Annotated in this window: 9 protein-coding genes; 7 read left to right on the forward strand and 2 right to left on the reverse strand. The window is 59.5% G+C overall.

Translation table 11 applies throughout. The features are described from left to right. The 5 genes from Mal15_RS21265 to Mal15_RS21285 all read left to right on the forward strand — a co-directional run bounded on the left by Mal15_RS21265 (position 1) and on the right by Mal15_RS21285 (position 6,619). The gene (locus Mal15_RS21265; protein WP_147869610.1) at positions 1 to 1,563 is read left to right on the forward strand and encodes an HlyD family efflux transporter periplasmic adaptor subunit; all 1,563 of its coding nucleotides are present in this window, start codon (positions 1 to 3) and stop codon (positions 1,561 to 1,563) included. Beyond that, the gene (locus tag Mal15_RS21270; protein ID WP_147869611.1) at positions 1,560 to 2,255 is read left to right on the forward strand and encodes an ABC transporter ATP-binding protein; all 696 of its coding nucleotides are present in this window, start codon (positions 1,560 to 1,562) and stop codon (positions 2,253 to 2,255) included. The genes Mal15_RS21265 and Mal15_RS21270 overlap by 4 nt, the downstream gene beginning before the upstream one ends. A gap of 255 nt (positions 2,256 to 2,510) precedes the next feature. Beyond that, positions 2,511 to 3,644: an ABC transporter permease gene (locus Mal15_RS21275; RefSeq protein ID WP_147869612.1), complete on the forward strand. Its 1,134-nt coding sequence runs from the start codon at positions 2,511 to 2,513 to the stop codon at positions 3,642 to 3,644. Positions 3,645 to 3,948: 304 nt separating this feature from the next. Further along, positions 3,949 to 5,310, forward strand: a complete 1,362-nt coding sequence (locus Mal15_RS21280) for a neutral/alkaline non-lysosomal ceramidase N-terminal domain-containing protein (RefSeq protein WP_147869613.1) — start codon at positions 3,949 to 3,951, stop codon at positions 5,308 to 5,310. 106 nt (positions 5,311 to 5,416) lie between these two features. After that, entirely contained in the window at positions 5,417 to 6,619 is a 1,203-nt protein-coding gene (locus Mal15_RS21285) for a sialate O-acetylesterase (protein WP_147869614.1), read from the forward strand. A 6-nt stretch (positions 6,620 to 6,625) separates the two neighbouring features. On the opposite strand, the gene Mal15_RS21290 is transcribed toward Mal15_RS21285, so the two are convergent. Both Mal15_RS21290 and Mal15_RS21295 read right to left on the reverse strand, forming a co-directional pair. Next, positions 6,626 to 9,925 (reverse strand): hypothetical protein, encoded by a 3,300-nt coding sequence (locus tag Mal15_RS21290; protein ID WP_147869615.1) that lies wholly within the window; start codon positions 9,923 to 9,925, stop codon positions 6,626 to 6,628. Between the two features lie 181 nt (positions 9,926 to 10,106). Continuing rightward, positions 10,107 to 10,556, reverse strand: a complete 450-nt coding sequence (locus Mal15_RS21295) for an FKBP-type peptidyl-prolyl cis-trans isomerase (RefSeq protein WP_147869616.1) — start codon at positions 10,554 to 10,556, stop codon at positions 10,107 to 10,109. 243 nt (positions 10,557 to 10,799) lie between these two features. Here Mal15_RS21295 and Mal15_RS21300 point away from each other — a divergent pair, with 243 nt between their 5' ends. Next, positions 10,800 to 12,560 (forward strand): ABC transporter substrate-binding protein, encoded by a 1,761-nt coding sequence (locus Mal15_RS21300; protein WP_147869617.1) that lies wholly within the window; start codon positions 10,800 to 10,802, stop codon positions 12,558 to 12,560. After that, positions 12,557 to 14,623, forward strand: a complete 2,067-nt coding sequence (locus Mal15_RS21305; protein ID WP_147869618.1) for a methyl-accepting chemotaxis protein — start codon at positions 12,557 to 12,559, stop codon at positions 14,621 to 14,623. Before Mal15_RS21300 ends, Mal15_RS21305 begins: the two co-directional genes overlap by 4 nt. The last annotated feature ends 80 nt before the right edge of the window (positions 14,624 to 14,703 follow it).

The raw sequence follows: 14,703 nt of genomic DNA on the forward strand, positions 1-14,703 counted from the left end.
ATGGCTGATACTCCGCTCGATCTGAGCCAGTTGGCACTCGACCGATCGCCCGATCGAGACGCGACGCCGACGAAGCCACGCCGCAAGCGTTGGTTGACGCGGTACGTGCTGCCGATCGGCATCCTGGCGGGGTTCATCGCCCTGTTGGTTGCCGCGGCGGGACGACAATTGCTGCCGCGTCCATCGGTGACGGTGGTGCCGGTGGTCGTCAAGCGAGCGGAGACACAGCAAGCCGGAACGCCATTGTTTCAAGCTCCCGGTTGGATCGAACCGCGGCCCACGGCCATCAGCGTGGCCGCGCTCGCGCCCGGAGTGATCGAAGAATTGCTGGTGGTCGCCGGACAGCACGTTCAAAAGGACGAAGCGATCGCCAAACTGATCGCGATCGACGCCGAACTGGACGTCCAACAGGCCAAAAATCAGTTGGCGATTCGAGCGGGAGAGCTCAAGCGGGCGATCGCCGAACGCGACGCCGCCAGAATCCGGCTCGAAAACCCGGTGCACTTGCAGGTGCAGTCGGCCGATGCACAGAGCATGCTGGCCAAGGCACAAACGGAGCTGGCAAAGTTGCCGTTTCTGATCCAGGCCGCCGAGGCGAAGGTGGACTACGCGCGCAGCAGCATGGAGGGCAAGCGATCGGCCAAGGGCGCGATCTCCGGCCGAATCATCGACCGCGCCGAAAGCGATTATGCCGCGTCGGTAGCCAATCTGAAAGAACTCCGCGAGCGTCGACCCAACCTGCAACGCGAAGCCGACGCGCTCGCTGAGAAAGTCACCGCGCTGAAGCGACAACTGGAATTGCTGGTCGAAGAAACACGCCAGCTTCAGGAGGCCGAAGCGAAAGTGCAAGCGGCAGAAGCGTTGCGAGATGAAGCCGAATTGCAGGTGCGGCAGGCGGAACTGACGCTCCGTCGCACGGTCGTTCGTGCGCCGATGAAGGGGCGTGTGCTGCGTCTGGTCGCGGCACCGGGGACCCGTGTGATGGGGCTCGATTCGTCCGGCGGTCACAGTTCCAGCACGGTGGTCGAAATGTATGACCCCGGTCGCTTGCAAGTGCGCGCCGATGTCCGTCTGGAGGATGTGCCGATGGTCACCCAGGGCCAGCCGGTGCAGATCGAAACGGCATCGTCGGCGGGCGTGATCGAAGGCCGCGTGTTGCAGACGACCAGTTCGGCGAATATCCAAAAGAACACGCTGGAAGTGAAGGTCGAGTTGATCCGGCCGCCGCCGACGGTCAGCCCGGAAATGCTGGTCACGGCGACCTTCTTGGCGCCGGCGATTGCGAATTCGAACCGTGAACCGACGGAAACCCAACGCCTGTTTGTGCCCCGCGAACTGGTTCAATCGACTCCATCGGGGGCAGCCGTGTGGGTCGTCGATGCCGACGAAATTGCGCGGCGACGCTCGCTGGAACTCGGCAGATCAATCGGTGATGGACTGGTCGAGATCAAGTCTGGATTGAAGCTGACCGACAAGCTGATCGCCAGTGACACCGCCGGATTGAAACAGGACAGCCCCGTTGAAGTCAGCGGCGACGATCAAACCTTAGGAATCGAAAAATGACATTGGTCGAACTGCGTGGCGTCAGCAAAAGCTTTCGCAAAGGCGACGAAACGATCACACCACTGGACCACGTCGATTTGGACATCGCGCGGGGCGAATTCGTCTCGCTGATGGGGCCTAGCGGGACCGGCAAAAGTACGCTGTTGAATCTGGTCAGCGGCATCGATCGGCCCGATTCCGGCACCATCAATGTCGGCGGGACGGAGGTGACCACACTGTCGCGAAGCAAATTGGCCGACTGGCGCGCGGCGCATCTGGGCTACATCTTCCAGACCCACAATCTGATCCCCGTCCTGACCGCGTACGAAAACGTCGAGCTTCCAACGCTGTTGCTGAAACTGACCTCGTCAGAGCGCAGGAAACGCGTCGCACTGGCACTCGAGGCGGTCGGGTTAAGCGACCGCGCCGATCACTACCCGCGTCAACTTTCCGGCGGGCAGGAGCAACGCGTCGGTATTGCCCGGGCGATCGTCGCCCATCCTCAAGTCGTCGTCGCCGATGAACCGACCGGCAGCCTGGACGCGGAAACCAGCGAGCAAGTGCAGGTTTTGCTGCAACGCCTGAACAAAGAACTCGAGATCACCCTGTTGATGGTCACCCACGATAGCGACGTGGCCTCGATCGCAACTCGCCAATTGGTGCTCGATCACGGGAAGTTCTTGGATTGCAATTCGGGTGCGGGAATAAGGTAAGAAGATTTCGGAGGTAAGAAAATGACAAGACACTCCATCAATTGGATCTGACCAAATCTTCTTACCTCCAAAATTTTCCTACCTCCCCACGCAACCACGGTGTCCTAGCAAGTCGGTAGGAATCATCGAGGGACGGATGGCAGAATGATTCGGGGCAGAATGATGGGTTGCGCGATCAGCTGTCGCTGATCGGATGATCTTAAGAGGCGAAGGAACCCGATCCGGAAAAAGTTCCCAACTGAAAGACGCGTATCAATGACCAGCTACGTTTTGAAAACCCTTTGGCGTCACCGCACGCGAACGCTGTTGACCTTGACCGGTGCCGCGGTGGCGATGTTCGTGTTTTGCTTTGTCGGATCGGTCCAGCAAGGCTTGCACCGATTGACCACCGGGGCGGACGCGGATCGCAGTTTGATCGTGTTTCAAGAAAGCCGGTTCTGTCCGACCAGCAGCCGGCTGCCGGAGGACTACGCACGTCGGATCAAGGATGTTCCCGGCGTGCGGGAGGTGATGCCGATCCAGGTCTGGACGAACAACTGCCGTGCCAGCTTGGACATCGTCGTCTTCAACGGGGCCGATCCGGATCAAATCCGTCGCACCCGTCCGATCGAACTGACGAGCGGCGATTGGCAGACATTTTCATCACGGCGAGATGCGGCGATCGTCGGTCGCAATGTCGCACGCCGGCGTGGTCTGAAGACGGGAGATCAGTTTTCGATCGGAGAGATTTCCGTGCAGGTCACCGGCATCTTTGAATCAACCGTCCCGGCGGAAGAGAATCTGATCTACACCAGTTTGGCCTTTTTGCAATACACGCGCGGATTGGACGCGGCGGGTTTGGTCACGCAACACGAGGTGCTGTTGACCGACGATGCCGATCCGGATCGTGTCGCCGCGGAGATCGATGCCGAATTGCGGTCCGGTTCGGTCGCGACGCGGACGCGGCGTAAAGGGGCGTTCCAGGCCAACACGCTCTCGGATCTGGTGGACTTGATCGGGTTCGCCCATTGGCTCGGCTATGCCTGTGTCGCGTTGGTCCTGTCGCTCGTCGCCACGACCACGGTGATGAGTGTCCAGGACCGGATCAAGGAGTACGCGGTGTTGCAGACGATCGGCGTACGGCCGATGCGGGCATTGCGGTTGGTGTTGGCCGAAAGCACGCTGCTGTGCGTGCTGGGTGGTTCCGGCGGGACGCTGCTGGCGCTGGCGGTTCTGGGGGCCGGAGGATTCGCAATCGGTGCCGAAGGTGCGACGATTTCCTTCCAGCCGTCACTCGGGTTGGCCATCAACGGCATCCTGGTTTCGCTGGTCGTGGGTCTGGCCGCGGGAATCACGCCGGCGGTCCAGGCCGCCAGCGTTCCGATCGTCGCCGCGCTGCGGCAGACATAGGATTCCGCCACAGCCCGGTTATTGCGTCGCGGACGAGGCGACGAGTCCATTCGTCTTGCGAACGGCGATCTTCTGATGTCTCGTTCGCGTGCTCCGCCTGGGAACGGGGATTCCCCGAGGCTCCGCCTCGGGGCACATGACTCAGGCAGGGCAGGTTTCGCCTTGACTGGGGCCATATTCGATCAAACGCAGCAAATGACGCGTCATACAGCAACACGCCGCGACACGCGGGGCTATACATAGGATCCACCAGCTTCTCCGCTTTTGAATTGACAATCCAACGCCACCATGGAACCGTTCAACGATGCTTCGATGTTGCCTTCTGTTTTCGACACTCCTGCTTCTGATTGCCGTTCCCACCCAAGCCGACGAGGGATGGCACGCGGGCATCGCGAAGCGGAACATCACACCCGGCGAATCGATGTGGATGGCCGGTTACGGCAATCGCGATCATCCGTCGGAAGGCAAATTGACAGACCTGTGGGCCAAAGCACTTGTGTTGCGTGATGCCGCGGGAAAACAAGCCGTCCTGATCACGTTGGACTTGGTCGGAATCGACCGAGACCTTGCGACCGAGATCACCGATCAGATCCAAGACAAGCACAAACTCGATCGATCGCAAATTGCCATCTGTTGCTCGCACACGCACACCGGCCCGGCCCTGAAGAACAACCTCGCTCCGCTGCACTATCTGATCCTGGATTCAGATCAACAGCAGAAGATCGAATCCTACCAGCAGCATTTACAGATAAACGTTATTGAAGCGGTCGACAGCGCGTTTGCCGATCAACAACCGGCCAAACTTTTCTGGGGCAACGGCACGGCAACGTTTGCCACAAATCGTCGTGAGAATCGGCCCGAAGGCAACGTCCCGCAGTGGCGCCGAGAGGGAATGCTGAAAGGCCCGGTGGATCACGACGTTCCGGTTCTGGCGGTGCGTGACTCGCAAGACCAACTGGTCGGTGTCGTCTTCGGGTACGCGTGTCACGCGACGGTGTTGGGCGTCTACTCCTGGTCGGGCGATTACCCCGGTTATGCCTGTGCGGAGTTAGAAGAATCGCATCCCGACGCGATCGCGATGTTCTGGGCAGGCTGTGGTGCCGACCAAAATCCGCTTCCGCGGCGAACCGTTGAACTTGCCAAACACTACGGACAGCGGTTGGCGTCCGCGGTCGATACGGTGCTGATGACCGTCCAAATGCAGGCCGTCGCCCCAACCTTGACGACCCGATTTCGCGAGATCGACCTGCCATTGGGAACGCTGCCCTCGCGAGACCAGATCGAAACGAATTCGAGGTCGACCAACAAATGGGAGGTCGCCCGTGCAACGATGTTGCTCGATCAACTCGATCGTGGCGAGGCACTTTCGCAAACCTATCCGTACGCCATCGGGAGCTGGGAATTGGGCGACCAAGTCGACATGGTCTTTCTCGGCGGCGAAGTCGTCGTCGACTATGCGCTGCGTTTGAAGAGCGAATTGAGGGGGACACAGTCTTGGATCGCCGGCTACGCCAACGACGTGATGGCCTACATCCCCTCCCGGCGGGTGTTGCGTGAGGGCGGCTACGAAGGCGGCACATCGATGGTCTACTACGGACTGCCTGCCCACTGGTCCCCCGAAGTCGAACAGCACATCGTGGATGAAGTGCACCGACAACTGGACTGAATCAAAGTACAATCGTCACCACGCACACCCGGATGACGGAATCGAAAATCGTGCCGAGGCTGTTGCGCGAAATGTCTTCCGAAGGAAAAGGTTTTCACCGATGAGAATGCGAACGATTGTCCTCGTCACGCTCTGCCTGTTGCTGGTGGATCAACTTGCGGCCAAAGACCCCTTGAAAATCTTCGTGCTTGCCGGCCAGTCGAACATGCAGGGGCACGCCCAGATCACCACGTTTGACCACGTCGGCATGGATCCGGCGACGGCGCCGATTTTGGCCGAGATGCGTGATGCGGACGGATCGCCGCGAGAGTGTGATCAAGTCTGGATTTCCTCGATCGGCAACGACGGCACCGAGCAAGAGCATCACGGTCGATTGACCGTCGGCTACGGGGCGCATGGTCGTGGGACAAAGATCGGCCCCGAGTTCACGTTCGGGATCTACATGCACAAGCAACTCGATGAACCGATTCTGATCATCAAAACGGCGTGGGGCGGCAAATCATTGCACACCGATTTTCGTCCTCCCGGCGCCGGCCCCTACAAGTTCAGCGAACAGCAACTGGCCAACCTTGAAAAACAGGGCAAAGACGTCGAGCAGATCAAGGCGGACCGTGTGCAGGCGACCGGGCTCTACTACCGGCTAATGATCGATCATGTGAACAAAGTCGTCGGCGACCTGAAGCGTGTCTATCCCGACTACGACCCCGATGCGGGTTACGAGATCGCCGGCTTTGTTTGGTTCCAGGGATGGAACGACATGGTCGCCCGAGACGTGTATCCCAACCGTGACAAACCCGGCGGGTACGACCTTTATTCCCGACTGCTGGCGCAATTTATTCGCGACGTTCGCAACGATCTGTCCACGCCGAACTTGCCATTTGTGATCGGCGTCATGGGGGTCGGAGGCCCGGTCGATCAATACGGTCCGTCACAACAACGTTACAAAAGCACCCACGACGGTTTTCGAAAGGCGATGGCCGCGCCGGCGTCGATGCCCGAATTCCAAGGGACTGTTGCGGCCGTCCTGACCGAAAACTATTGGGACGCCGAGTTGGAAGAGCTAAAGCAGCGCGGCGGCAAGATCAAAGCCAAGTCTCAGGAACTCAATAAGGACACGAGCCTCAGTCGCCAGCAGCGTGAGGAGGCTCTGGCCAAGTTCCGCGCCGAACTGTACACGCCACGCGAGCTGGAAGTCTTGAAAGGCAGTTCCAATGCGGCGTACCACTACAACGGGTCGGCAAAGATCATGGCTCAGATCGGCAAAGGGTTCGCCGAGGCGATGGCGGATCTGAGCCGACCCTCCAACTGACGGCGGCTATCGCAATCGCCAACGCACGCTGCTGCGCAACCCGTCGGATTCGAATTGCATGTTCAACTGGATCGAATCGATCCGGTTCATTAGCCCGAACGGCTTGTCCGGGGCGAATGCAGGTTGGCGTTGTCGAGTCGGTTCGCCGTAGTGGTCGCTGACCATCCGATAATCCGTCCAACGCCACCGATCGCCATCCAGTTGCCGGGGATAAAAACCGTACAACCGCTGGTGTTCGGCTGCCGCCTGGTCCACGCTTTTCGACCCGCTGAGCATGAAGGGATACAACCGTCCCAGCCCCGACATGACGGCCCGGCGATTGGCATCCGATGCGGCGGCGAACAGCCCGGGAAGTTGTTCTTTGCACGCCGAGGGCGACGCCTGCAACATCGCAGCATTCAGATCTGCCGGGGCGACGCTGACCACGCGATCGCCGCTGGACCAGGGGATGTTGCGAATCACCAGGTACTTGTCGACCACCTCGACACCGTAACGCAGTTTGACGACGCCAAACACATCCATCGTCCAAACCCATTCGTCTCGATCCCCCACCTGATAGAACGAGACGTTGAAATCGCGGTCGCGGCGTTGGCGTGGCATCCCCGCCAGGGCGGCTTGACGCAGGTATTGTGACGTCCGCTCGGGCGATTCCGTCTCGACCATGATGCTGCAGGGACGCGTCAACATGGAAAGTGCGACAGGAATCATCAACATCTCGTTGCCGCCGCCTCGCAAGACGTTGCCGCCGAAAGCGCCGAAGACGTCACCGCTTCCGATGGCGATGATCGGATCGGCATCAAAGACGGCGACGTGAACGCTGGGGCCGAGATCGTCCAGCATCGCGGGGCTGGCTCCGGAGTAGCGTGTGAAGAACTCCGAGAAATTGCCCGCCACCACCTGCCATGCCATGTCCTTCAAATTCGCCGAAAACTGCACGACCGGAGTCGGTTCGACGATCGGGACCGACAACGTCGTCTGGTCATCTTGATGCGCCAGAAACGTTTTCAACGTGTTGTAGATCGAGTTGTCCACCAACGGCAGGATGAACGTCGACAACTCCAACTGGTCGCTGCCGACGTCATCCAGTCGGATTGCGATCGGGTCAAAAAAACGCCGCCAATACCTGGAGTAGTTCTCGACATAGCGGCGGTAGGCTTCCGCTTCGGCCGGCGTCACTCGATCCAAGGGGACTTCGGGCAAAGTCCGCATGCGAGGCAACGTGTCGTAGTGATGGCTTCGGACCAGGCCGCTGGCGTCGATCGACATCCCCTCGCTCTGCCAGCCTTGTGGGAGATGCCCGCTGCGAATCAAATCCGATGCCGAATCGGAACCGGGATACCCGTCCAACCGAGCAAGCATTGCCTGGGCCGTCATCACTTCCATCTTGGCTTTGGCCAGCACCCGGCGCCGCTGACCGATCTTCGTTCGCGGGCCCACGAGCTTGCGCACAAACCCATCTGACAGGTACGCATACACGCGGGTGTCTTCGTTGACCGGCAACTGCGTCAGCATGTATCGAAACTCGGCGCTCTCGCCCAGACTGCCGCTCCCTTGCCCGTCGTGCAGATCGATGGCCTGCTGAAGCTCTCCGCGATGGGTGCTGGCGAACAACAAATCATCGCGCAGGGCCAGGTAAGCGGGGCCACCGGACACGGTCGGCAATTCCAAGACGGACTCGGTCCCCAGGTCCGACGCACCGAGCATGCCCAGCAGTTGACGCAGCAGTTGCGGCTGTCTCAACCGTGCCACAATCGTCACATCCGTGCCGTCGATGAAGAACAGATCGGGGGTGAACAAGGCCAGTTCGCTGGTCAGCCCGCTGGTCAACACGGCATCCACCCAATCGCGTGTCATCCCCAACCGGGCCAGGTAGCGCGACTGCAGGTTGTACTGAAGGCAATTGCCTGTCAGTGCGGTCCCCATGCTGGCGATGAACGGCGCGCCGGTGTCCAGCAAGGCCGGGATCGATTCCGGTTTGCCGACATAAACGAAGAAACGATCCGGGGGGACACACCCGGCGATTTCCAGGCGGCCGCCCTCCCGGCCGCCCAACATTTCCTCGAACGGGTGCGATTTGACCTCTACCCCGGACAACGAATCGATGTCGATCGTCGCCGACTGCAGCTCGGAATCGATCGCCCGCAAATCTTGCAATTGCAGCGTTTCTTCGACCGCCGCGCGACCTCCCAGGACCGAGAACATGGACAGGCTGCGCCGCGGATTGGGGTCCGGTGGGGGCGCTTTTCCGGCCAAGTCCCAGACCTTCAGCACGCCCCCGTCGGCCGCCAATGAGTACGGCCCCCAGGCGAATCGTCTGGCATCGGTGATCGTGTCGCGAAGCGTTCGGTAGGGCACGTCCGATCCGTCCGCCGCGTTCCACCGAATCGTCCGCTCTTGATCGAGCACATGGTTTTCGGCCTGCAATTCGAGCGAACCGCTGAATGGTTGTTCGCGCACCATCACCAACCGATACTCGAGGTTGGGTTCGTCGTCGCCGGTCGGCTGGGCGTTCGGTTGCGTGACGATCGGGCGAATCGTCACCCGCTGCGATTGAGACAATTGACTGTCGATGTCGACACGCTGACAATCGCCGTCGGTGTACAGCACCCAGTGTTTTCCGTCGTCGATAAAGGGGCGGAGCTCAAACGCCAAAACCTCGCGGTCTTTCTTGGGAACCGTCCAGCGAGCTTTCGTGTCCGGTGTTGCACCGCCCTGGACCGCCGTTCCATCGTCGCGACGTGTGGTTCGATTGGGCGGGGCGAACCGAAATCGCACGTCGGGAATCAGATGAATGAACGGGCCTTCGATCGGTCGGGTGTCGACGAAGTCGCGCCAACGGTTGAGCTGCCAACTGGCACTGTCCCAACGCTCGGCGACATACCCCCAGCGTTTTTCTTGGGCCAAGTCGGAGATCGCTTTCGGACCCACGCCCTGCCTTTCTTGCGCGAATTGACGACACGCCTCGAATCCCATTTGCACCTGCCAACGACCGTATTGGATTTGGCGCTCTTCCAATGCCGCATACATCCGTTTGCCCAGCTGCCGCAGTCGCGATGGTTCGGTCGGCATCAGATACAGTTCTCGGGCGGAATCCTGCGACTGGGGCGCACGGATTCTCCACAACCCATCGGCGGGCAACGCGACGGTTGCGACATAGGCGTGCAGCGGACCCTCGGCGATGGGGCTGTGTGACGTCTCGCCGACAACGGTTTCCGCACGGACGCAAACGACCAGACACGGCAACGAAATCAGGCACGCCAGCCATCGAGATCCGATCGGCCGGGACTTGAGTGATGAAAGACACATGACGGGCGATCCCTGGGATGTGATGCCGATCGGCTTGCGCTCCGGCGTCCAATGCCCAGATTCCCAATCCCGACCGAGACATCAAGAAAACAAAGCTTCGCGACAGTTCAGCCTAAGGCATCGGAGAGCCCCTGGCGAACGGTTCGACGCGCGAAATTTTTGCCTTTCCCCGATCAGAAACTCAAAAAACCCGAATCACTTCCACGACGAAATGAAGCGTGGCGTTGCGCGGGATGGTGGGGGCACGTCCATCCTCGCCGTATCCCAAGTCAGGCGGGATTTCCAATTCGATCATTCCCCCTTCACCGACCAACTGCAATCCTTCCGTGAATCCGGGCACGACTTCTTGGAGCGAAAAAATTGCCGGCTCGCCTCGGGAGTAAGAGCTGTCAAAGACCGTTCCGTCATCCAGTGTTCCGATGTAGTGCAGACGAACGTGGCCGGAAGGTTTCGCCTGCTTGCCATCCGACTTGCGCAGCACGCGGTACTTGAGCCCGGATTTCGTCTCCGTGAACTCTGTCGGCGCATCCGCGTCTGCAGGCCCCGGCCCGGGCATCAGTCCGGAACATCCGATCGCCAAACAGAGCGTCAAGGAGAGTGAGCCGAGCAGAGATGTCCGAACGAGATGCATGGCGCGCGGTCCTGGCGAGGGGGGCAAAAACGAGGGAAAAGCGATCGAATAAGCACGGGTTTTGGAACGGGCAAAGCATAGATCCACCAGAATCCTTTTCACAAGCCCATGCCGTGACGACCGATTGCGGCGCGATGCGGACTGAATCGGCGCCTCGGCAGGCTGGATTTTACTCCTCCCACCGGAGCACTAGCTATCATGGTGGGAGAGCCACCGTGTGTCCCACGAGCCGAAGGTGTTCCTATGCGTTCCTCGACCTTGGAGAATCGTCTGGGAGGACTGTGCATCCTGATCGTCACGATCGCGGCCGTCTGGCCGATCGGCCAGGCAAGCGGCCAGGTCAACCGTCGGGCCGAGCAACGATCCGGCGATCCCGATCGGATTCGCCCGGTGCAGCTCCGCGAGGACGACGCCAAGCAACGATTCGTCGACCGGCTGGTTCCCGGCACGCACGTCAAAGTCTTCATCCCCAGTCTGCCCTACATCTATATCTCCCACGCCATCAACGGCGCGATGATCAAGCCCAGCGACAACGCGCGGGGGTGGGAATACGACATGGCGACGTCGCACACCCAGATCGACGACACCACCTACGAATTCAAGCTCCGCCAAGGCGTGCAATTCCAGGACGGGACGCCGTTTGATGCCGATGCGGTGGTGAGGAACATGGAGGCGTTCAAGAAAGCCCCCACGCTGTACAGCAAGATCGACAAGGTCTTTGATCGTTGCGAAAAAGTCGATCCCTTTACGGTCCGTTTCTTTCTGACCGAAAAGTATGGCTGCTTCATGAACGATCTGATTTGGATGCAGTTCTACAGCGAAGAGTACTTGAAGATCAACGGCTGGAACGGCAAAGCGACCTGCCCCAACCTTTCGGCGCCCGGACCGTACGGCTTGGGACCCTATCTCTTGACCGAAGGCTACGTCGAAGGCGATCGACAAACCCCCAAGGCCGTGCTGAAAGCCAACCCGAACTATTGGGACCAGCGTTATCCCAAAGTCGAAACGATCACCGTCTTCACGGAACTGGACAGCCGGGATGCCAAGGACATGGTCCTGGAAACCGAGGGCGAATTGGACATCGCCTTCATCCCTCCTGAATACAAAGTCGACACGATCTTGTCGCCTTACGCAAAACTCGTCACCTCACCGACGACCAACAACATCGCGATTCACATGAATCTGATCAACGGGAACCCGAAATTGTTGGACGTCCAGGTGCGACGGGCGCTAAACGAAGCCTTGCATCAACGCAACCTCTGGCACTTTGTTTTTGACCGCGAAGCCACGCTGTCTCCGACCCAGGCGTCGCCCTTCTTCCCCGGCATGAGAAAGGTTGCCCAACTGCTGAAACCCTATTCTGAATTGCAGGATCCCTACCAGCCGGCCAAGCGGGCACAGCTGAAGAACATCTTGGAAGGGCTTCGGCTGAAAGTTCTGACGCAAAACCGTTACATGGACTTGTGGCGTGGCATCGAAACCCAACTCGGTTATGTCGGCGTTCGCTTGGACATCGAGGAGGTGAAGAGCGAAAAGGAAATCTTTGATCCGTTGCTGACCACCAACCAGGATCAAAATGAAGTCCAGTGGGATCTGCTGATTTGGGGCAATGACGACTGGTTCTTCAACCATCCGTTTACCGCGTTCTTGGTCTATCGGACGCACAACGTTTGGAGCACGATTTTCCCGGATCCCGTGTTGGACGGTTACATCGAAGCGATGTTCCAGGCCAGCGTCGAAGATCCCCAGTTTGACGAGATCACGTTTCGAATCGTCAAACACGTCTATGACCAAGCCTACATGTTGTTTGTGCCGACGCCGAACAACGTCTTTGCCGTCAACAAAGAGGTCGGGTTCAAACCGTACCGCATGGCCTGTTATCCGCTTTGGAAAATCCAGGTGACGGACCAACATTGGTCGGTGCGACGCGGTTCCTACCCGCAAACCAGAAAAGCACCCATGAAGGTGACCCGCATTCAATTCGATGCCGGAGAGAGTCCATGAAAAATCGAGGCGTACTGGGCAAACTCTTGCTGCTGGTGGGGATCTCCGTGATCGCCTTCTGTGCCGTGGGGATCTTCGGAATCGTGACCAGCAAGCAAATTCACGGTGCGGTCGATCGCGTCCGATTGACGGCCGAGCAATTTCAAAAGGCGGCGCTCAACATCACCGACCCCCTCAGTGAACTCCGGCAATTGACACTGACGATGGTGATGGCGCCCAACCGCGAACTCCAAGAGCAACTCAACGAGGAACAGCGATTGCTGACCAACCAGCTGGATCAAACGTTTGCTCGCTGGGACCTGTCGACCAACAGCCAACGCGAACGAGAGGCGTTTCAAGACTTGCGTGCCAGTTGGGAGGATTACCGCATGCTCAAAGATGCCACGGTGGGCAAGGTCCTGGGCGGATATCGGGAGGAAGCCTTTATCAACGCGATCCGGGCCGAAAGCGATCAGTTTCAAGTGGTCAACAACCAGGTGCAACAATGGCAACAGGCGATCATCGCTGATGCCGATGCGGTCAATCGCGCGGCCGGCCAACTCGCCGACAACGCATTCCTGGTGTTCACGCTGACCATTGTGATTGCAACGCTGCTGATCGGCGGATTCGGATTCATCACCACCCGCATGATCGTCGGTCCGATCGAATCACTCAAAAATACGGCGTCCAAAATTGCCGCCCACGCCTCCAGCGCCACCATCGGCGAGGCACTCGATGAACGCATCGAAGTCCATTCCAAGGACGAATTGGGCGCGTTGGCTCTGGCGTTTAACACCATGGTCGGCAACATGCACGCAGCGATGGAAAAGCTGGATGTCGCCGAGAAACGCACGCAAGCGATCCTCAACTCGACCGCAGACGGGATCTTGACGATCGATGCCGATGGCAGGATCCAATCCCTGAACGCTGCTTGCGAATCACTGCTGAAATACCGAGCATCCGAATTGCGTGGGCAGAGCGTCAAAGCGATCATCCCAAATTTTGAATTGCGCGGCCGCGGCACGCAATCAGCTGGCGTCGGTGCAACACGATCGGATCGCTCCGGACATGAAAGCGAAGCCCACGGGTTGGATAAACAGGGCCGACACGTCCCGATCGCGTTACGCGTGACACAGATGGAGTTTTCCGGAGAAAAGATTTTCATTGCGACCCTGCAAGACATAGCGCGGCGCAAGCAGGACGAACAGGAACGCGCTCGCCTGTTCGAAGCCATCCGGGAAACCGTCAATCACCTCTCCATCGCCAGTTCAGAAATCTCGGCGACGATGAAACAACAATCCACCGGGATCGAAGAACAGGCCAGCGCCGTCACGCAGACCTCCTCGGCGGTCGAGGAAGCCGCCCGCACGGCCCAGGAGTCGATGCATTTGGCCAACGAGGTCGCCGAGGCGTCGCGACGTGCCGACGAGGTCGGACGCTCGGGACGCAAGGCAATTGAGGACACGCGGGTTTCGATGAACAACGTCCGCGAACGTGTCGAATCCACCGCCGACAGTATCCTGATGCTGGCCGAACGTGCCCAGGCGATCGGCGAGATCATCACGACGGTCAACGAAATCGCCGATCAAACGAATCTGCTGGCGCTCAACGCCGCCATCGAAGCCTCACGCGCCGGCGACGCCGGCAAAGGGTTCTCGGTCGTCGCCGCGGAGGTCAAATCGCTGGCCCAGCAAGCGCGACAGTCGACCGGCCAAATCCGCGAGATTCTGAGCGAGATTCAGCACGCAACCAATCATGCCGTGTTGGCCACCGAACAGGGGACCCAATCGGTCGGCGATGCCAGCGATGTCGTTGTCAAAGCAGAGCAGACGATCGAAGAGTTGGTCACCATGGTCGGCCAGGCGTCACGCGTCGCCACCCGAATCGTCACCGCCTCCAACCAACAAGCCACCAGCATGGACCAAATCGCCGATTCGATGAATCAAATCGATCGAACGACCAGGCAAGCCATGGCCGCCACGCACCAAACGGCCCACTCCGCCGGCGACTTGAACCAACTCGGGCAACGCTTGGCTGAATTGTTGGCCGGAGACGCCCCGGCAAAGCGGTTGGTGCCGGTGTAGTCGCACCGCGAACGATGATGCGCGTCTGGGCGCTCGTGTCCAGGCTTTCGCCGCACATGCTCACTGCTTCGCAGCGAAGG

Origin of the sequence: Stieleria maiorica, from assembly GCF_008035925.1 — a bacterium.
GTDB classification, from domain to species: domain Bacteria; phylum Planctomycetota; class Planctomycetia; order Pirellulales; family Pirellulaceae; genus Stieleria; species Stieleria maiorica.